General features: G+C 60.0%; 19 protein-coding genes. 8 read left to right on the forward strand and 11 right to left on the reverse strand.

Features of this window, described 5'->3' with window-relative positions:
• Positions 1-11 precede the first annotated feature (11 nt).
• The 7 genes from HY795_06995 to HY795_07025 all read right to left on the reverse strand — a co-directional run bounded on the left by HY795_06995 (position 12) and on the right by HY795_07025 (position 5,065).
• Positions 12-920 (reverse strand): ADP-ribosylglycohydrolase family protein, encoded by a 909-nt coding sequence (locus tag HY795_06995; protein ID MBI4804965.1) that lies wholly within the window; start codon positions 918-920, stop codon positions 12-14.
• Positions 921-1,008: 88 nt separating this feature from the next.
• Positions 1,009-1,437 (reverse strand): response regulator, encoded by a 429-nt coding sequence (locus HY795_07000; GenBank protein MBI4804966.1) that lies wholly within the window; start codon positions 1,435-1,437, stop codon positions 1,009-1,011.
• A gap of 102 nt (positions 1,438-1,539) precedes the next feature.
• A complete protein-coding gene (locus HY795_07005) occupies positions 1,540-1,851 on the reverse strand; it encodes an EF-hand domain-containing protein (protein ID MBI4804967.1) in 312 nt (103 codons plus the stop codon).
• Between the two features lie 28 nt (positions 1,852-1,879).
• A complete protein-coding gene (locus HY795_07010) occupies positions 1,880-3,085 on the reverse strand; it encodes a hypothetical protein (GenBank protein ID MBI4804968.1) in 1,206 nt (401 codons plus the stop codon).
• 93 nt (positions 3,086-3,178) lie between these two features.
• Complete coding sequence (locus HY795_07015) at positions 3,179-3,766, reverse strand: manganese efflux pump (protein MBI4804969.1); 588 nt, start codon at positions 3,764-3,766, stop codon at positions 3,179-3,181.
• Positions 3,767-4,018: 252 nt separating this feature from the next.
• Entirely contained in the window at positions 4,019-4,264 is a 246-nt protein-coding gene (locus HY795_07020; protein MBI4804970.1) for a hypothetical protein, read from the reverse strand.
• Positions 4,265-4,387: 123 nt separating this feature from the next.
• A complete protein-coding gene (locus HY795_07025; GenBank protein ID MBI4804971.1) occupies positions 4,388-5,065 on the reverse strand; it encodes a CBS domain-containing protein in 678 nt (225 codons plus the stop codon).
• A gap of 147 nt (positions 5,066-5,212) precedes the next feature.
• Here HY795_07025 and HY795_07030 point away from each other — a divergent pair, with 147 nt between their 5' ends.
• From HY795_07030 to HY795_07060, 7 genes are read left to right on the forward strand one after another with little or no spacing between them, the layout of a single operon-like run.
• On the forward strand, positions 5,213-7,639 hold the full coding sequence (locus tag HY795_07030) for an AAA family ATPase (protein MBI4804972.1): 2,427 nt from the start codon (positions 5,213-5,215) through the stop codon (positions 7,637-7,639).
• A 7-nt stretch (positions 7,640-7,646) separates the two neighbouring features.
• A complete protein-coding gene (locus HY795_07035) occupies positions 7,647-8,417 on the forward strand; it encodes a hypothetical protein (GenBank protein MBI4804973.1) in 771 nt (256 codons plus the stop codon).
• A gap of 51 nt (positions 8,418-8,468) precedes the next feature.
• Positions 8,469-10,298 (forward strand): histone-lysine N-methyltransferase, encoded by a 1,830-nt coding sequence (locus HY795_07040; protein ID MBI4804974.1) that lies wholly within the window; start codon positions 8,469-8,471, stop codon positions 10,296-10,298.
• Entirely contained in the window at positions 10,270-11,412 is a 1,143-nt protein-coding gene (locus HY795_07045; protein MBI4804975.1) for a potassium channel protein, read from the forward strand. Before HY795_07040 ends, HY795_07045 begins: the two co-directional genes overlap by 29 nt.
• The gene (locus tag HY795_07050; protein MBI4804976.1) at positions 11,409-11,924 is read left to right on the forward strand and encodes a cyclic nucleotide-binding domain-containing protein; all 516 of its coding nucleotides are present in this window, start codon (positions 11,409-11,411) and stop codon (positions 11,922-11,924) included. Before HY795_07045 ends, HY795_07050 begins: the two co-directional genes overlap by 4 nt.
• Positions 11,925-11,927: 3 nt before the next feature.
• Positions 11,928-12,833, forward strand: a complete 906-nt coding sequence (locus HY795_07055; GenBank protein MBI4804977.1) for a MerR family transcriptional regulator — start codon at positions 11,928-11,930, stop codon at positions 12,831-12,833.
• Positions 12,830-13,708: a hypothetical protein gene (locus HY795_07060; protein MBI4804978.1), complete on the forward strand. Its 879-nt coding sequence runs from the start codon at positions 12,830-12,832 to the stop codon at positions 13,706-13,708. Before HY795_07055 ends, HY795_07060 begins: the two co-directional genes overlap by 4 nt.
• Here the strand turns inward: HY795_07060 and HY795_07065 are convergent.
• From HY795_07065 to HY795_07080, 4 genes are all read right to left on the reverse strand, one after another.
• Complete coding sequence (locus tag HY795_07065; protein MBI4804979.1) at positions 13,666-14,226, reverse strand: hypothetical protein; 561 nt, start codon at positions 14,224-14,226, stop codon at positions 13,666-13,668. The genes HY795_07060 and HY795_07065 overlap by 43 nt on opposite strands.
• A 90-nt stretch (positions 14,227-14,316) precedes the next feature.
• Positions 14,317-14,508, reverse strand: a complete 192-nt coding sequence (locus HY795_07070) for a hypothetical protein (GenBank protein ID MBI4804980.1) — start codon at positions 14,506-14,508, stop codon at positions 14,317-14,319.
• A gap of 67 nt (positions 14,509-14,575) precedes the next feature.
• Positions 14,576-14,905 carry an AzlD domain-containing protein gene (locus HY795_07075; protein MBI4804981.1) on the reverse strand — a complete coding sequence of 110 codons (330 nt, stop codon included), beginning with the start codon at positions 14,903-14,905 and terminating at the stop codon, positions 14,576-14,578.
• A gap of 58 nt (positions 14,906-14,963) precedes the next feature.
• Positions 14,964-15,677: an AzlC family ABC transporter permease gene (locus HY795_07080; protein MBI4804982.1), complete on the reverse strand. Its 714-nt coding sequence runs from the start codon at positions 15,675-15,677 to the stop codon at positions 14,964-14,966.
• 110 nt (positions 15,678-15,787) lie between these two features.
• Between HY795_07080 and HY795_07085 the strand changes: the two genes are divergently transcribed.
• Positions 15,788-17,749, forward strand: a complete 1,962-nt coding sequence (locus tag HY795_07085; GenBank protein MBI4804983.1) for a molybdopterin-dependent oxidoreductase — start codon at positions 15,788-15,790, stop codon at positions 17,747-17,749.
• Positions 17,750-17,781: the final 32 nt, after the last annotated feature.

A 17,781-nucleotide genomic window follows, 5' to 3' on the forward strand; every position in this document is an offset into this window, starting at 1 on the left:
TATCTCCGCACTTATCCCAGCTCGGCCAGCAGGGTTTCTATCTTCTCCCTTCGCGTGAGTGTCTGGAGCCAGGCGGACGGCAGAGATTCGATCCCCTTCCAAGCACACAGCACCATGCCTACCAGTAAGTTCCGGGCAGCAGAATCACCTCCGGCCATGGCCGAATCGACCAGGGCTTCGCCCGGATGGTCCTGGTGCCTGGCTATAAGCTGCACCGTGGATTGGAAGGCCCCGTCTATATGGCAGCTCTGCCCGAAACGGGCCACGGCCTGAATGGAATCCTCGCCAGAAGCGTCGACTCCGTCCTTAAACCAACCATGCAGAGGCGAACCCGGCAGACGATCCGCCAAAGCGCTCTCCATGGCCCGAACTGGCGGGGTCCCAGCCAAAACCGCGTGGGCGGTGCGGGCGAAGAACTCGGCCGCATCCACAACCTTTCCGTTGTTGTGGGTCATGGCCGTCTGGCTTCGGCAGGCCTTCACCATGGCTTCCACGTCGACTCTGTAAGCATACACGAGAGGTGCTATCCTGGCTGCTCCGGACAAATCATCCGAAACGGACCCGGCATCCTGGGGCTCCCACCCGGCCGCAAGCTGCGACAGGGTGGCGGAGGTGGCTTTGTCCACATACCCGGTGTAACCGCCCTGGAAAAGATTCAGCCAGCGCGCCGAAAAATCCGCTGAGTCGAATCCCCCCTTCTCAGCCAGTGATTCCAGGAGCACCAGGGTCTGATCCCCATAGTGTGTGAAATCCCCGGCAAGTTTCGTTGGATGGTAGGACCCAGGGCCAGCAGCCTTGAGGGCGTCCAGACGCCCGTGAAGGGTGGCGATGGTTTTCTGGTCGTATATCCAGTGAACGCCAAGAGCCAAGCTGTCGCCAAGAAACGACCCAAGGACCATGGATTTCGATCTGTCAGTCATGATGAGCCTCCTCCGGTGTACTGTAGTTTCTGTAACCCCCGGAGTGTTGCTGGGCAAGGCTGATGAGGGGAGCAAACGAGCGGTCTAACTATCCATCTGGCTTGGCTAACGCTTTGGCTAGCCAGGGTGCGAGGTCGTGCATTTCCAGCGGCTTGGATAGAACCCCCTCCATCCCCGCATCCAGGCAGCTCTTATGGTCGTGATCGCCTGAGTACCCCGTGAGGGCCAGTATGATGGCCCCTGCCTGGTGCTCCCCGGCAACGCCGCCGCGTATGCGTTTGGCCGTCTCGAGTCCTGACAGGCCCGGCATGTCGAGGTCCAGCAGGATGAGGTCGAAATAGCCTGACCTGAGTACCTCCAAAGCGTAAAGGCCATCATCCACGACAACGTTCTCGAACCCGGCCCGCTCAAGGAGCATTGCGTCCAGGCGCCTGTTTACGGGGTCATCATCCGCCACGAGGATACGGAGAGCTTTGCGAGGTATGGTTGAAGCGGACCTTTCGGGTATTTTGCCCATGGGAGACGTCGCAGTGGTTGGAAACAGGTGAAGCACCAACCCAGGGGGCGCCCGGGAAGGTACGAAAAGGCGGAACGGGCTCGGGCCCGCTCCGCCCGGGTGTTATTGAGGTACGTCAGCCTTGGTTTTACGGGTTTTCGCCTTTTCGCGGGCTTTTTCCCGGGCCGCTGTAAAATCGTCCTTCGTCAGGTATCCTTTATTATCCTTGTCCAACTTGGCGAAACGGGCTTCCGCCCGTTTCTGGGAGGCGGCAAGGAATTCTTCCTTGGTCACCTTTCCGTCTCCATTGGCATCGAGCACTTTAAAGCCCCTTTCGCCCCTGGGGGCTGATGCGGCGTCGTCCTGGGCCTGGGCAGCCACGGAAATGCCAATGATCAGAGCCAAGGCGGTCAAGAAACACACGGCACGTTTCATGCGAAACTCCTTGGAAAAATTTGCGCGACTATAGAAGTCCACCAGCATATTGTCCAGACGAACCGATGATCTCAAGGCCCAACCCGCGCAGATTCTGGCGCCAAGTCAAAGTGCTTAAAGACGACGGAAGCACGGCCAGCTCCGGGCCCGACTCTTCCCGAACTCTACGGCAGGCCTCGGCCACACCACTGGCCACGGCCTGGGGCTCAAGCTCGTGGATGGAGACGATGCCAGGATGAGACTGGGACAAATCCTTTGAGGCGTACCGGTTGGTCACTGTCTTCAAACCGAACAGGGCCATCTCCAGAGGGGGATAGGACGGGTGCGGAGAGGCCATGAGAGACAGGCCCACGTGGCTTTGTTCAAGAAGGGCGGCATAGCTCGTAAGCGGCAGCTTCCCAAGACTTTTCAGCACCGCCCCGGGGGTTAGCATAATGTCCTGATGCGGCTGGCCGACGGAAAAAAACGCGTAGCGGTTTCTTTCACTCTCAGGGATTGCCCCGATGAACAAAGCCAGCCCCTGCACGGTGGTCTGGAACCTGTTCCGGGGGGACAAGGGCCGGCCGTACACCAGAACGACCAGCGGAGCCGGCTCAGGTTTGGCGAGCCTCCACCGCCTCTCATCCAGAAAAGCTCGAAGATCAGGGTTGAGTGATGGCGCAAAGGCGTGGGTTCTGGCGAATCTGTAGCCGGAGCGGCTGAAATGCCTGGCCAGTTCAAGGGAATTGATCACCGCGGTGCAGCGTTCCCCGTGGCCATAGCTTGCCTGAGCGCGAAGGCGTTTTTCCCCCTCAGGCAGAAAATCCGGCTCGAAGTCCTGAATGAGATAGTAAAAATCCGGAGCGCGAAGGCCAATGCTCTCCATGGCCTCGTCATACGCCCGCCAGGTTCCCACAGTACTCCAATGGGTGCACAGGAAAATTTCGCGTCCATGGCAGACCAGCTCGCCTCCGGCCAGGCTGACCACCTCGTACTGTCCGTCTTCTCCTGATTTGATCGGGGCAAACATCCGCCCGGATTCCGGAAGGGGCATCTGGGAGATCATCCGCACCGACGCGTAGCCATCAGCCAGCAACCTGGCCAATTCCACAGCGGTGGAAATGCCGCCGAACGCCCCGCGGGCGTCCACATGGGGCAGAACGACGTTCAGCCGGGCCGGAGCATCCGGCCGGGCCTCGAAAAGAATTCGCGGGGGCACGGAAAAATCCAGGTCGTGCTCAGAACTCTCACCCATTCAGACCTTCCTGGATGCTGTGGTTTCACAACCGGAGTTGCTGAGAAATTCCGTAGAGAAAATTTCTTCGTGCCCGCTTGCCTAAACCGCCTTTCAGGACAAGAGCGCCAGGGCGTCATGCTCAGCGAGTATCTTCACGCCAATCCCGATGAGCGTCACGCCCCCAAGGACTTCAGCGTATCGGCTCACGGCTGAAACATGCCCGGCCATGCAGCCTATTCTTACTCCCAGAGCGGTGATGACGAAGCAGACCAAGCCTATCACCAACGCCGGGAACCAAATTGGCTCGCCCAGCACAGAAAAGGAGAGTCCAACGGCCAAGGCGTCAATGCTGGTGGCCACGGACAAGAGAATGAGCTGGAACCCCTTGGTTGGATCTTTGGGATCACACGTCTCCCCCGCGTCTTCGCCTTTAATACCTTCGTAAACCATCTTGCCCCCCACCAGGGCAAGAAGCCCGAAAGCCGCCCAATGGTCGTAGCTTTCGATGTGGGAACGAACCGAAAGTCCAAGCAGCCAGCCCGCGACGGGCATCAGAGCCTGGAAGAGGCCGAAGGCTCCCGCCATGCGAAGGACTTGTCCTGCTTTGGCCTGACGAAGGCATATTCCGGTGGCCAGAGACACGGCAAAGGCGTCCATGGCCAGGGCCACCGCAATGGCCAAGAGAGTGACAAAGGGCATCGGCTGTCCTTAAGGGTGTCTCAGTTGCGCGAAGGCTGACCCTCGCCGGGGTTATTCATCAGAATCATCCGCCATTTTTTGCACACGCAAGGGTCTGGCTACCAAATTGAAAGGGGAAGCCGCAAGCTGCCTCTGGGAAAGACCTATTCGAAAGCGCCGCGCCCGCTACCGGAGAACCGATGGCGGGCGCGATTTGCATGGACCGGTTGCCCAAGACACGAGTCGGTCCTGGCGACAGGTTCGCTCTCTGGCCTAATCCCGGCAGGCGCCGTGCCAGGCAACCAGGCTGAAGGGGATATAATTGTTGTCAGGGTCCTCGGCGTAGCGGCAGCCGAGGGGCTGCCCCTCTTCCGTGTTGCGGATTGCGGCGGGTGATCCTTTGAAGAAGGTGCACTCGTTGTTGTTGCAGACCAGAATCTTGCCCCAGCCGGTTTCGGGGGGCCCAAGCCAATCCGTCAATTCGACGCCGCAGTGCGGACAGCAGCGGGTACTGGACATGATATACTCCTCTTTCGCAGCGATAATGCTAGGCGTTTTCCGCCACGCCCAGTGAACTAGGCATAAAACAGCGGGTGTCAAGGCCGGCCGCCCCTTGCACAGGGACGGCCGGAGCATGGAATGCTATGGGATGATGGGGTTTAAGTTGTCGCGCACCCAGTAGAGAAGGGTGTATTTGGTGGAGAGCTGGGCCACCATGTCGTTCAAAACGGCCTTGTCCGGATCCTGGATGCGGATGTAGACTGCGCGGTGGCCTTCGTCGGCATGGGTGAAGGAGGTGAGCACGCTGATAACGCGGGCGTTGAAGTCCTTCATGTCGTCCAACACGGACTTGAGAGAGCCAGGCGAATTAGGCAGGCTAAAGGCCAGCTGCACCCCGCCCTCGGTGATGCCGGTGATGTTCACCAGCACCTTGAACACGTCGGAGTCCGTTATGATGCCCACCACTTTCAGGTTTTCGTCCACCACGGGCAGCCCCCCGAAGTGGTTGTTCATCATGAGCACGGCCGCCTTCTCCACCGTTTCCGACGGTTTCACGGCCAGCGGGGCCTTGGTCATGATGTCTTTGACCTTGATTTCGGAGAGCAGGTAGTAAAGCTCGTGCATGTCGAGTGAAGTGGCCTTGGACGGGGAAGCTTCCTTGAGGTCGCGGTCGGAGACGATGCCCAAGAGGCGGTTGGAATCGTCCACCACCGGAATCCTGCTGATCTTGTGTTCGCGCATGAGCTTGGAGGCCTTCATCATGGAGGTATCCGGGCCCACGGTGATCACTTCCTTGGTCATCCAGTCGCGAATAAGCATAAGTTCCTCTCTTTGTTGGCGGCCAACCAGCCGTTTGGCATCATTACAGAAAGACGGGCCCAAGGGCAACGCCAGACTGCGTCCCGGGCCTTGATAGCCACGGCCCGTCGCGCTACAGCAAGGCAAAGACTTGAACCAGGACGATCCATGCCCAAACCCCTTTCTCTTGCCTTGAACAAATTAAGAGCCGTCTGCCCTCCCATGTCCGTGCCTTTTGAGGACAGCCGCGAAATCCCCGTCGGGGACGCCTCGACCACCGCATTCCAGCCCAGGGCGCTCTCTGCCCTGGAACTTGGCATTTCACTCACCGGCCGTGAATACAACATCTACCTGGCAGGCGACCCTTACCTTGGCCGGACCTATTTTTTAAAAAGCTTCCTCACCCCTGTGGCCGCCAAGGCGCAGACCCCGCCGGATATCCTCTACGTCTACAACTTCGAAGACCAGGACCGCCCGCGCGCCCTGCTTCTGCCCGCAGGCCAGGGACGCAGGCTCAAGGCCGACCTGACCAAGGCCGTGGCCGCCATACGCGATGAGATCCCTTCCCGGTTCGAACAGGAAGCGCACCTCTCCAAGCGCCAGGGCCTGGCCAGGTCCTTCCAGTCCGCCCGCGAGGACCTTTTCTCCGAAATGGAGGAGCGCGCCCAAGACCAGGGGTTCAACCTGGAAGTGGACGAGCAAGGGGGGCTGACCCTCTATCCCCTGATTGAAGGCAAGGTGGTCAGCGACGAGGAATACGAACGCATGGATCCCGAGACCCGCAAAAGCCTCAAGGCTCAGGGCGACGAGATCATGAACGACATGGGCGGATATCTGCGCAAGCTCTCCTCGGAAGACCGGAGCTATCGCGACAGGGAGAAAAAGCTCGACCAGGAAACAGCGGCAGAGGTGGCTGACTTTCACCTCTCGGAACTTCTGCGGGAATTTGAAACCCATCCAGAGACCTGCGACTTCATCCGCGCCGTGCGCCAGGACATCATTGAGAACTACGAAGGTTTTCTGGTCAAAGAGCCCCCCCAAACCCAGCAACACGGTCAACCCGACCAGAGCGTGACGGCGGACAGCCTGGCCGACCGCTACGAGATAAACCTCCTGGTGGACAATTCCAAAAGCGCAGGCGCTCCGGTGATCATCGAGGACCACCCCAACCACCACAATCTTCTGGGCTGCGTCGAACGCGAATCTGACTTCGGAGCGCTCTACACCGACCACACCCTCATCAAGGCCGGAGCCATCCACAAGGCTCTGGGGGGGTTCCTCATTCTTCGCGTGGATGATCTGGCCCATGGCGCCCAAGCCTGGGAAGGCCTGCTCAGGGCGCTTCGCTCTGGACTCTGCCGCATAGAGGACCCCACCGAGGGCGAGCAGGTGCGCACCCGCACCATCGAACCCCAGCCCCTTCCGCTTACGGCCAAGGTCATCCTGGTGGGCACCGACGAGGCCTACGAGATGCTCCTCTACGGCGACGAACGCTTTCAGAAGCTTTTCAAGCTCAAAGCCCATCTGCAGGACCACATCCCCCGCACTCCGGAGAACGAGGCGCGGCTCCTGACGCTTTTGGGGCGCATAATCTCCGAGGCCCAGCTCATGCCGTTCACCCGGGAAGCCCTGGCCGGACTCATCGAGCAGGCCTCGGCCCTGTGCGACGACCAGCAACGCCTGACCCTTCGCCTGCCGCTCCTGCGCGAAATCATGTGCGAGGCCTCGGCCCTGGCTGGAATCCGGGGCAAGTCCATGGTTGACGGCGACGTGTTGCGCCAGGCCAGGGACGCCAGGCTTTTCAGGGCCAACCTGCTGGAGGAGGAGTTCATCGCCGAATACGACCGGCAGATGATCAAGGTTTCCACCTCGGGCTCGGCCACGGGCAGAGCCAACGGCCTTTCCGTACGAATGTACGGGGACTTCGCCTTCGGCCTGCCCCACCAGATCGCCTGCACCGTGGGCGTGGGGCACGGGGGCATTCTGGACCTGGAACGCGAAGCCGAACTGGGCGGGCCCATCCACACCAAGGGCATGATGATTTTAAAAAGCTACCTGGTGAGCCAGTTTGCCCAGGATAAGCCCGTGGTCCTCACCGGCAGTCTCTGCTTCGAGCAGAGCTACGCCGAGGTGGAAGGCGACTCAGCATCCGGAGCTGAACTCGCCGCCCTTTTGTCAGCCCTTTCCGGGGCGCCCATCGACCTCTCCTACGCCTTCACAGGTGCCGTGAGCTCCTCCGGCGCCATCCTGGCTGTGGGCGGTGTGAACCAGAAAATCGAAGGCTTTTTCGAAGTATGCCGGCGCCGTGGCCTGACTGGGCGCCAGGGTGTGCTTATCCCCAAGGACAATGTGGTGAATCTGATGCTGAAGGAAGAGGTGGTGAAGGCCGTCGAGGACGGCATGTTCCACATCTATCCATTGGAAAGCATCCAGGAGGCCATAGAAATACTCACCGGCCTTCCTGCCGGGCAGCGTGACCCGGATGGGAAGTTCCCTGAGGGGACGCTCTTTAGGCTGGTGGACGACCGGTTGGCGGCCTTCGCCTCCCTGGCCGCAAAATGGGGCGGACCCCACCGCATCAACTGCGAACCCTGAGGCCATAATGTCCAAAGCCTGGATCACCGAAAAGCTCCCGGAATTCGCTCGCGACATGATGCGCGATTTCTGCCTTGCCGCAGACATTCTGGAGAGCCAGTTCACCATGTTCGACCAGACCAGCCAGCTCTCCTTCGAGACGCTCCACGACCTTTTGGGCGAGGAGATGAACAAGGGTTTGCTCTGGAGATTGAAAGACACGGCCCACCACCTGTTTCGCAACGACGGCAAGCAGGGCCTGTCCGGACAGATTCTGGACTGGTGCCTCGGGTATGTGTTCCACGAGACCATGAAACTCAAGGAAGACGCCTACCAGCAGCAGAACTACGGCCCGTGGTTCAAGGGGCTCATGGACCGCGAACTGCCCGAGCCCGAAAGCATGGTCTCGCGCGAGCTCTTCCAGGTGGTGCTGCAGACCAACGAGTCCATCCGCCGGGAAATCGCCCGGGTGCGCTTCTTTTTCGAGAAATGCCGCAAGCTCTCCATGGTCTACCTTTCGGATCAAGGAGAAAACTCGCTTCTTGGCCGTTTCCTTTTCGAGCAGAACCAGCTGGTGCGCAAGATTTTCGGCCAGGACTACGACTCTCTCATCTCTGCCATATACGGAGACGCTCCGGAACTCATGTACGTGATGGCTTCCCAGAGCCTGCGGCAAGGCGGCTGGATGACCCATGCGGCCGAAGCGGCAAAAAGGGCCTGCGAGCTTGGGCCAGCCAACCCGCGTGTGTTGCGGGAAAAACAAATCGTTGATACCTGGACCGAGAGAATCAAGGCATGACAATGCCTTAAAGCCCTCCGGCTAGTATTTCGACAGAAGGAGTCCCCGGCCATGACCCTTATGAATTTGAACCGCACTTCGCCCCGTCTGCGCCTGGAGAATAGGGCCAAGCCAGAACTCTATCGGGAGCTTTTCCCGTATTCGAAGATAAGCCGGGTCCCCTTCGACGACACCATCGTCATGCCAAGGCCCGCCACCCAGATGTACATCACGGACACCACCTTCCGTGATGGACAGCAGGCCAGACCGCCCTACACGGTCCGCCAGATCGCCCACATCTTCATGCTGTTGCACAAGCTCGGCGGCCGGTCCGGACTCATCCGCGCCAGCGAGTTCTTTCTCTATTCCGAAAAAGACCGCCGGGCCGTGGAAGCCTGCCAAGCCCTGGACTACAAGTATCCCGAGGTCACCGGCTGGATTAGGGCCAACAAGAACGACTTGAAGCTCGTCAAATCCATGGGCCTTAAGGAAACCGGGATGCTCACCTCGGTTTCGGACTACCATATCCACCTGAAGCTAAACAAAGACCGCAAGGCCGCCATGGCTGACTACCTGGCCGTGGTCGACCAGGCTTTGGAATGGGGCATCATCCCGCGCTGCCACTTCGAAGACCTGACCCGCGCCGACATCTACGGGTTCTGCCTCCCCTTCGCACAAAAGCTCATGGAGCGCTCCAAGGACGCCGGCATCCCTGTTAAAATCAGATTGTGCGACACCATGGGCTACGGAGTGCCATACGCCGGTGCCGCTTTGCCGCGAAGCGTGTCCAAGCTGGTTCGTGCCTTCACCGACGAGGCCGAGGTGCCCAGCGAATGGCTGGAATGGCACGGCCACAACGACTTCCATAAAGTATTGGTCAACGCCGGCACTGCTTGGCTCTCGGGCTGCTCCGGGGCCAACTGCACCCTGCTCGGCTTTGGCGAGCGCACCGGCAACGCTCCGCTTGAGGCCATGGTCATCGAGTACGTCTCGCTCACCGGCGAGGACGACGCCGCCGACACCCCGGTGATCTCCGAAATCGTGCGCTATTTCGAAGAGGAACTCGACTACGTGGTGCCGGCCAACTACCCCTTTGCCGGCCGGGACTTCAACGCAACCTCGGCAGGCATCCATGTGGACGGACTGGCCAAGAACGAGGAGATCTACAACATCTTCGACACCAAGAAGATTCTTGGCCGCGCCGTGCCCATCATCATCACGGACAAATCCGGCAAGGCCGGCGTGAGCTACTGGATCAACACGTCCCTGAACCTTGAAGGCGATGCCCAGGTGGACAAGCGCCATCCCGCAGTGGACAAGATCTACGCCAAGATCATGGACGCCTACGATGCCGGACGCAACACCTCCTTCTCCAATGAAGAGATGAAGGCCCTGGTGAAACGCTACCTGCCGGAGCTCTTCGCCTCGGAATTCGACCATCTGAAGAAGCTGGCCCACACCCTTTCGGCCCAGCTCATCCTCAAGCTCTCCGAAGAGTTGTGCATCCGCCAGCTCATCACCGAGGATGCGGCCTTCTGCATGCAGAAGTTCCTGGAGGACTACCCGTTCATCCAGTTCATGTACTTGACCGACACCCATGGCAAATTGGTTGCCCGCGAAGTGGCCAACCCCGCTGATCGTCCCAAGTTCGCTCCCATGACCATCGGGGTGGATCAATCCGACCGCGAATGGTTTCAGAAGCCCATGCAGAACGGCAAACTGCACATCACTGATTTCTACACCTCGGCGTTCACGGGCAAGCTCTGCCTTACGGTGTCCCTGCCTGTGGCCAACGAGCGCGACGAGATAACCGGCGTGCTGGGCGCGGACATCCGCTTCGAAGAGCTCCTGAAACGCCAGGGTGACCTGGAATATGAGAAAGATCTGGACGAGGTGGATTGACAAGCCTTTCGCCCTGCCGCTCACCCTCATGGGGTTTATTCTGGCGGTCTCGGCGGTTGGATTCGTCTACTATGAGTCCCTCACCCAACAGGAGCCCGTGGGCTTCTTCGAGGGTCTGTGGTGGGCCGTGGTCACTCTGTTCACGGTGGGCTACGGAGACTTCGCACCCAAAACCGTGCCCGGAAGGATTTTGGGCATGGGCGTCATGGCTGCCGGAATCGGCCTGGTGTCCACCATCACCGGGTCGCTCGCATCGGCCATGGTGGAGCGCAGGCTCAAAAAGCGACGGGGGCTATTGCCGGTGATCGTCGAAGGGCACATCCTCATTCTGGGCTGGAACGGCCATGGAAGCCTTCTGCTGGAACGCCTCCGCAACATGCCCGGCTTTACGCGTCTGCCGGTGGTGATCGCCGCGGACATGGAGCCCGCCCAGTACGAGGAGGTGTCAGAGAACCTGGGGCTCGGCTCCGATTCCTATTTCGTGCGGGGCAGCACCGTTCACAAGGCCGTGCAGGAACGCGCCAACCCTTCCAAGGCCAAGGTGGCGTACATTCTTCCCCGAGAAGACATCCCCCCTGAGGAAGCCGACAGTTTGAGCGTCCTGACCGCCCTCACCTTCAGGTCCCTGGCCCCGCAAGTCACCCTGTATGCAGAGGCCCTGCACGACCAGAGCCGGGAGCATCTGCTCAGGGCCGGGGTCACCAAGGCTCTCGGCCGCGAGGAACTCACCGGCAAGGCCATGGCATTCCTGGCAGCCCACCCGGTGATGCACGACGTTCTCTACGCCCTGCTCTCGAGCAAAGACAATGGAATGCTGCGCTACAGAACGTTGTCTGCCGAGGAAAAGTCGCACGGCTGGCCTGCGGTCATCCGCACGAGCCTCGAAAAAACCGGACAGCTCCCATTCGCGGTTTGCCGTCTGCCCCGTGAACTCAAGCTGAGCGACGTTCTCGATACTTCTCAAGCTCTGGACAGCTACATCATGGAACTGTTCCAGGCCGCCGGCAAAGACGCCGCCTTGGCCAGCCAGAGCCCGCAGGTGGTTCTCAATCCAGGCCCCGAGGTCGACCTGGCAACATTTGACGGCGTCATCTTCCTGGGCCGCACGCCATGAGCACCGTCCGGTTCGAGTCCATTCCGCTCTTCGCGCGTTTAAGCCCTGATGAGATTGACCGGGTCAGACCAATATTTTCAGAACGGTCCTTTCCGCCCCGTACCCATGTGATAGTCGAGGGTGAAACCGGTAGCGAGATGTTCATCCTGGTTTCCGGAAAAGTACGTATCGTGAAATCCATGATTCTGCCGGGCATCGATATCGCCGCGTTGGCAGGGAAAGATCCGAGCAAGGTGCTGGCCACACTCACCGGCGAGGTGCAACCGCTTTTCGGCGAAATGGGGCTCATCTCGGACAGCCCCCGTTCCGCCACAGTGGAGACACTGGAAGCCGCACGTTTCCTGGTTACCGACCGCGAACGCTTTTTTGCGCTGGTGCAAGCTGACACCGGGCTTGGATGCAAGCTTTTGTCCGCCTTGTGCGAGCGCTTGGCGGATATGGTCCGTTCGTCCAATTCCGAGGTGATGAAGCTTACCACAGCCCTGACCCTGCTGCTTTCCGGCAAGCGGTGACCCATGACCGTTGAGAAAGACCCGAGCCTGACCCATGCCCTTCTCGCCAAAGCCTTGGGTGTCACGGTTACCACCATCAAGAGCTACCGTCGAAAATTCCCCGAATTTTGGCCTCCCAGCGCCAAGGGCAAACCCATCCGCTTTCCGGAGGAATCGCTAGGTCTGTGCAAACGCATTCACCATCATTTCAAGCGGGGCTTGAGCGTGGACGAAACCCGCAAGCGCCTGGCAGAGGAGTTCCAGTCATTCGCTCTGCCGCCTCCAGCGAGCCAGCCCCAAAAGACGCTCCCGGCACAGCCTTCCGATACTTTTTCCCGCATTGAAACCCTTTTAGAGGGGCTTTTCACCCTCCAAAACCGAACCCATTCTCTTCTGGCGGAACTTGTGGTCAAATTGGACACGTTTGCCGACCGCGTGGCAACACCTGCTCGCGCAGCCGCAGAGAGGCCTTCACGAGCAGAGCAAACTCCCCCCCCAACGGCTTCTTCAAAACAGCCAGGCATCGCCACGCCCGCCCAGGTTCCGAATTCCGCTGGCAAAACAGAGCTTCTTCACCCTCCTCAGGCGCTCATGGAAGTTCCGGCGGTGGTCCTTTCAGATGATGGCGAATTTCTGGGCGTCACCATGAAATCCGGCCGTCCACTCACTCTATCCCAGTTCACGGCGCTCCTCATAAGCCGCTCCGACACCGCGGGAACTGACCAGCCGCTTTGGAAGCAACACGGCCAGGAATGGGTTCTGCGTCTTAAAAGCCAGGGCCAAATACTCGAGCATCACTTCCAGCAGGCCGTCACACCCAGAGGCAATACCGTGGCCCGATTCTCCTCCCTGTCCTCCGGAGGGCAACTAAGCCCGGAGCACTCCCTCCAGGCTCTGTTGCGCCAAGTGAAGGATACTCTCGACCAATGACCTTCTCCCAGACCGATATCGACGCGGAATCGCGGAAACAAGCTGGTGAATCCCTCATTGTCCAGCTTCGCCTGTGCCTTGCGGATATGCGATCATGCCTGGAAGCCGGGCACACCGCCGATGCAATTATCCAACGCAACGTCGTTCTGCCTCTGCTTGAGCAGCTTGGGAAGCTGCTGTCCCAAGAAGGCCCTCTTGAAGCGGTCTCGCACAGCGGAACCGACCCCGAGACACTCCAAGCCTTCAGACGCGCGGCTGGGGTTGATCTGGAGAAAATGGAGAGCCGCTACCGATCCGTATGCTCTGGCGAATGGAGATCCGTGGCTGACGAAAAGAGGGAAGCCGCTGTACGCAGGGAGGGCCGGAACTGGGCGCTGTGGCTAGGCATTACCTCTCTCTTGCTCGCTGCCTGGTGGGGATGGCAATGGTCTCGCCAGGAGGCGGCCCGGGCTGAAATCGATGCGGCTAAATCCGTCACGGCGTCGCAGGCCGTGAAGCTCGTCAGCATCACCGCCTGGCTCGCCCAAAAGACGCAAGGGAAACCCCTTGCGGCCTTTGCCAGGGACATGACCCCTGATTGTTCCGGGATAGACGTGCGTCAGACCTTGCCCAACCACCCCTGCCGGGAAGCCTGGGTTTTCAACCGGCACTCGATATTCAAAGCGGCAATCCCCGCCCCTGGCCAGCCCATAGACGCGCCCAGCGAGATTTTTTTCGACCCCTGGGGTGCGCCGTATCTCCTGCTTATACCCCCGGCAGGTCTCCCCCGCATAGTTTCAGCTGGGCCGGACGGTCGTCTTGGCACCCCGGATGACGTGGGCGTGGACATCCCCTACTGGCGTTTGGGCGAAGACGGCGGCCGGGACCGGCAGTAGTCGGCCGCATCCAGGACCACCTTGATGGTGGCCTCTCCTGCCACCCCTTGAGTTATTTCCGCAAGCACCGCCTCAGTCTCCAACTGCGCGGTTTGGTCCCAATCCATGGACGAAATGGTTATGGCCATTTGGGTCCGTACCCCTTGCTGCGCCTCTTTGCCGTAAGCGTATTCCAAAACGTAACACAGATTGACGCTTGCCTTTGCCAGAACCATCCGGTCCCTGCCTGAGAAGATACGGCCATTGCCGGCTTTGCCCACCAGTTGATCAAGAGCGAATATGCCGGTCGCCCGGGCCATGGTCTGTCCCTGCCTCCCGGGATAGGTCGACCAGGTTACTTTTGAAAAAAAGGGATACTTTTCGAAAGCCTGCTCCAGGGTAAGCGTCGAACCATCCCCTGCTCGTTCCGCCTTGATCCTGGCCACCGGATCAGGCCCGCAACCATGGAGAAGGAGCATCAAGAGGAGTATCCCCACCATCTCCGCCGGCCAGATGGCAAGGACATTACCCGAAGCCATTCTCTGCTGACTTCGAGCAAAGTCCCTGCCCCGGGTCTCGGCTTGCTGGACGGATGGCAGCACTGGCGCAAACAACCGATGACGTGAGCGTCAGTCAGCTGAGTTGAAGGTGCCGCAGTTTTCACAGGAGAAACCGTAGAACCTGGCCTCTCCATCCACCACCTCCACTTCGACATGGTTCATGTGCCCACATTTCTCGCACTGGATGATGGCGATACCAGCCTTGGGGTCGTACATGCACTCTTCGCCCCTGATGACCACTGTCTCGGTAAATTCGTCCATGCTCATGGCAAACCTCCAAGAGTATTCTTGTGGAAGATACACTCAGTGGAAGAATAATGGCAACGGCTTATGCCCCGAGAAAGTAGCGGGAGGCGGCTACCAGAGCCATCCCTGCCAAAACTGGGCCGAAAAAACCCTTGGTCCGCCAAGCCAGGATGCCCGTCAGCAGGGATGCCCAGAGAAAGCAGTTGTCCGCGGTGAAGCGAAGCCTGCCTCCCTCAAGAAGAACCGACTGGGCCAGGAGCGCCCCGAGCACGGCGGGTGGGACAACGGAGAGAAAACGCCGGAGCGGCTCCGGCATGGACCGGGTAGCGAAAAACAAAGCCGGGACGACCCTCGGAACATAGGTTACCGCCGCCATACCAACTATGGTCAGGAAGATTTCTGACTGATTCATCTCTCGCTACCCGCTCTTGCACAGTCCACGGGCCGATGAATAAAACTCTCTTCCCATATCATTGGCTGCCTGCTGCTTCAGCTTTGCGGTTTTTCGTCCAAGGTGTTGCGGCGGCCACCGCCGCGGCCACAACCGCTGCGACGAGAGTGGCATAGGGAGCTGCCGGGGTCTGGGAAAGCACCAAGGCAATTGCCGCCCCCAAGCCTCCAGCCAGAACATGCGCAAAAGAGAGAAGCTGGCCCACCAGAAGAACAGCGAACATGGCCGCCAGGGCGAAATCCAGCCCAAAAGGCTTGACGTCCGGGACGAATCCACCGGCCACCGCCCCGGCCAGTCCCCCGATCACCCAGGCTGACTGGGTGAACATGTTGATGGCCAAAGTATGTGTGGCTGATTGTTGCTGATTGTGGAAGCGTGTGGCGTGCAGTGCGAACGTCTCGTCCGTGAGCTGGTAGCAGAAACGGGCGATACGCCGCCTTGGCCAGCCGCCAAGATACGGAGAGAGCGCCGCTGAGAAGAGCACATGGCGCAGATTCACCACCAAGGTCGTGGCAATGACCGACACTGGCGGCGCACCGGCTCCGAGCATGTCCACACCAATGAGCTGGGCGGAGCCCGCGAATACCAGCACGGACATGAGGCCCGTGTTGGCCACCGAAAGACCAGCCTTCACCGCGAGCACCCCATAGGCGAAGCCCACGGGAAGATAGCCGAGCACGATAGGCAGGGCCTGGCTGAATGCACTTGGCTCGCGGCGTTTCGTTTCGAACATCGTGGGGGGGCTACAGCCAAGCACAAGAAGGGTCAAGCGACTGTTAGCCCCTCAAACGGCTGGCAGACCCAACCTGATTGGCGTAGAAAGAAACAGCGAGGCCAAACACCGTGAAAACCAGCCGGACCATCACCACCTGCACCCGGGACTGCCCAAGCTGTTGCGGGCTTGTCGCCCAGGTAGAGAACGGCAGGCTCACGGGCATCTCCGGCAATCCGGACCACCCTCTCAACAAGGGCGGCTGCTGCGCCAAGATGAAGCACTATGTAAACCGGGTGTACAGCCCGGAGAGGGTGCTCCACCCCATGCGCCGCCAAGGTGCCGCGTGGAACCGCATCAGCTGGGAAGAGGCACTGGACGAATGGGCGCAACGGATCAAGACGATTATCGCCCAGTCCGGCTCCGAGGCGATTCTCCACTACCAGGGGTATGGCGAGCGCACAGCGCTCAAGCTCTTGAACGCCCGCTTTTTCTCTCACCTGGGCGGTGCCACCACGCTTACAGGCTCGCTCTGCAGCGGCACGGCATTCGCCGCCATGGGTCTGGACTTCGGGACACGCGTCTCCCACGATCCCCTGGACCATCTGAACAGCCGAACGATCATCCTCTGGGGTCGCAATCCGGCCGCAACCCAGTTCAACATGGCCCGGATACTGGGCCTTGCTCGTAAAAATGGTTCGACCATCTGGCTTGTGGACCCGGCGGCCACCGAGAGTCTCGCTCTGTGCGACCGGCACATCCAGGTGAAGCCCGGAGCGGACCTCCACCTGGCCCTGGGTGCTGCCAGAATAATCCTGGAGAATTCCTGGGAGGACTCATCCTTCCTGGCGAACCGGACAGAGGGGTTTGACGCGTTCAAGCAGTTGGTCTTCTCACAATCGTGTACCGGCCACGCTGATCGCGCAGGCGTTGACCCCGCAGACATCTATGATCTGGCCCAGGCCATGTGCAAGTCCGGGCCAGCCGCCGTGCTCCTTGGCTGGGGCATGCACCGCCACACCGATGCCCACGCCTCGGTCCGGGCCATCGATGCTTTGGCTGCAATCACCGGAAACATCGGAATCCCGGGCGGAGGAGTGAGCCAGGGATTCGAGGAATACGGTCCGTATGACCAAACCGTTTGGGGAGATGAACTGCACCCTCCACGCCGAACCCTGCGCATCCCCACAATCGGCGCTGAAATTCTCGGAGCTGAGAATCCGCCCGTGCGCATGGCCGTGGTCAGCGCCGCAAACCCTGTTTGCATGGCCCCGGATTCCGGGCAGGTGGCCCTGGCCTTCGCTTCGCGGGAGTTCGTGGTCTACCTGGGCCACTTCATGGACGACACCGCCCGCCATGCACACCTCTTCTTGCCCTGCGCAACCTTCCTGGAAGAGGACGACATCGTGGCTGCATACGGGCACAACCACGTGGGCCCGGTGAACAAGGCCATCGAACCCCTCGGCCAATGCCGCTCCCAGTTCGACATCTATCAAAGCCTTGCGAAGCGTTTTCCCTTCGCCCAGGACTTTGTAAAACCCATGGACGAATGGCTTGAGATCATCTGCCGCCCGTTTCTGGAAAAAGGGTTCACACTGGACACACTCCGCAAGGGACCTGCCAGAGACCCGGACGCCCCCATGGTCCCATGGAGCGACGGGGCCTTCCTTACCTCCTCAGGCAGGTTCGAATTCATCGGAGATATTCTAGAGACCACGGACGGCGAGCAGGAATATCCCCTGACCCTTCTCACCACGGGCAGCCCCAAGCACTTGTGCTCCGAACTGACCCTGGCCGAACATTCGCCACTGCCCGAGGCCCGCATCCACCCGGACACAGGCCGGGAGCTGGGTCTTGCCGAGAATTCTCCTGCCTATTTAAAGAGCGATCTCGGCCGCATGACCGTGCTGGTTGTGTTTGACCCCCGCCAACGCAAGGACGTGTGTCTGTGCCGCAGGGGCGGTTGGATAACCGCAGGACACGGTTTGAACCGCCTCATTCCGGCCCGGGTCAGCAGCCTGGGAAACGGAACTCCCTATTACCAGACCCGGGTGGTCCTTCGGCCGGTTGACAGCAAAGACGCCGGGAACTAGCTACACCTTTCCTTATTCCACTTTCCGGAGGC

Origin of the sequence: Desulfovibrio sp. (assembly GCA_016208105.1) — a bacterium.
Taxonomy (GTDB): domain Bacteria; phylum Desulfobacterota; class Desulfovibrionia; order Desulfovibrionales; family Desulfovibrionaceae; genus Fundidesulfovibrio.

Excerpts from the sequence above, each read along its gene's own strand:
- HY795_06995 (MBI4804965.1), bottom strand. The coding sequence starts at position 920 with ATGACTGACAGATCGAAATCCATGGTCCTTGGGTCGTTTCTTGGCGAC.
- HY795_07000 (MBI4804966.1), bottom strand. The coding sequence starts at position 1,437 with ATGGGCAAAATACCCGAAAGGTCCGCTTCAACCATACCTCGCAAAGCT.
- HY795_07005 (MBI4804967.1), bottom strand. The coding sequence starts at position 1,851 with ATGAAACGTGCCGTGTGTTTCTTGACCGCCTTGGCTCTGATCATTGGC.
- HY795_07010 (MBI4804968.1), bottom strand. The coding sequence starts at position 3,085 with ATGGGTGAGAGTTCTGAGCACGACCTGGATTTTTCCGTGCCCCCGCGA.
- HY795_07015 (MBI4804969.1), bottom strand. The coding sequence starts at position 3,766 with ATGCCCTTTGTCACTCTCTTGGCCATTGCGGTGGCCCTGGCCATGGAC.
- HY795_07020 (MBI4804970.1), bottom strand. The coding sequence starts at position 4,264 with ATGTCCAGTACCCGCTGCTGTCCGCACTGCGGCGTCGAATTGACGGAT.
- HY795_07025 (MBI4804971.1), bottom strand. The coding sequence starts at position 5,065 with ATGCTTATTCGCGACTGGATGACCAAGGAAGTGATCACCGTGGGCCCG.
- HY795_07030 (MBI4804972.1), top strand. The coding sequence starts at position 5,213 with ATGCCCAAACCCCTTTCTCTTGCCTTGAACAAATTAAGAGCCGTCTGC.
- HY795_07035 (MBI4804973.1), top strand. The coding sequence starts at position 7,647 with ATGTCCAAAGCCTGGATCACCGAAAAGCTCCCGGAATTCGCTCGCGAC.
- HY795_07040 (MBI4804974.1), top strand. The coding sequence starts at position 8,469 with ATGACCCTTATGAATTTGAACCGCACTTCGCCCCGTCTGCGCCTGGAG.
- HY795_07045 (MBI4804975.1), top strand. The coding sequence starts at position 10,270 with ATGAGAAAGATCTGGACGAGGTGGATTGACAAGCCTTTCGCCCTGCCG.
- HY795_07050 (MBI4804976.1), top strand. The coding sequence starts at position 11,409 with ATGAGCACCGTCCGGTTCGAGTCCATTCCGCTCTTCGCGCGTTTAAGC.
- HY795_07055 (MBI4804977.1), top strand. The coding sequence starts at position 11,928 with ATGACCGTTGAGAAAGACCCGAGCCTGACCCATGCCCTTCTCGCCAAA.
- HY795_07060 (MBI4804978.1), top strand. The coding sequence starts at position 12,830 with ATGACCTTCTCCCAGACCGATATCGACGCGGAATCGCGGAAACAAGCT.
- HY795_07065 (MBI4804979.1), bottom strand. The coding sequence starts at position 14,226 with ATGGCTTCGGGTAATGTCCTTGCCATCTGGCCGGCGGAGATGGTGGGG.
- HY795_07070 (MBI4804980.1), bottom strand. The coding sequence starts at position 14,508 with ATGGACGAATTTACCGAGACAGTGGTCATCAGGGGCGAAGAGTGCATG.
- HY795_07075 (MBI4804981.1), bottom strand. The coding sequence starts at position 14,905 with ATGAATCAGTCAGAAATCTTCCTGACCATAGTTGGTATGGCGGCGGTA.
- HY795_07080 (MBI4804982.1), bottom strand. The coding sequence starts at position 15,677 with ATGTTCGAAACGAAACGCCGCGAGCCAAGTGCATTCAGCCAGGCCCTG.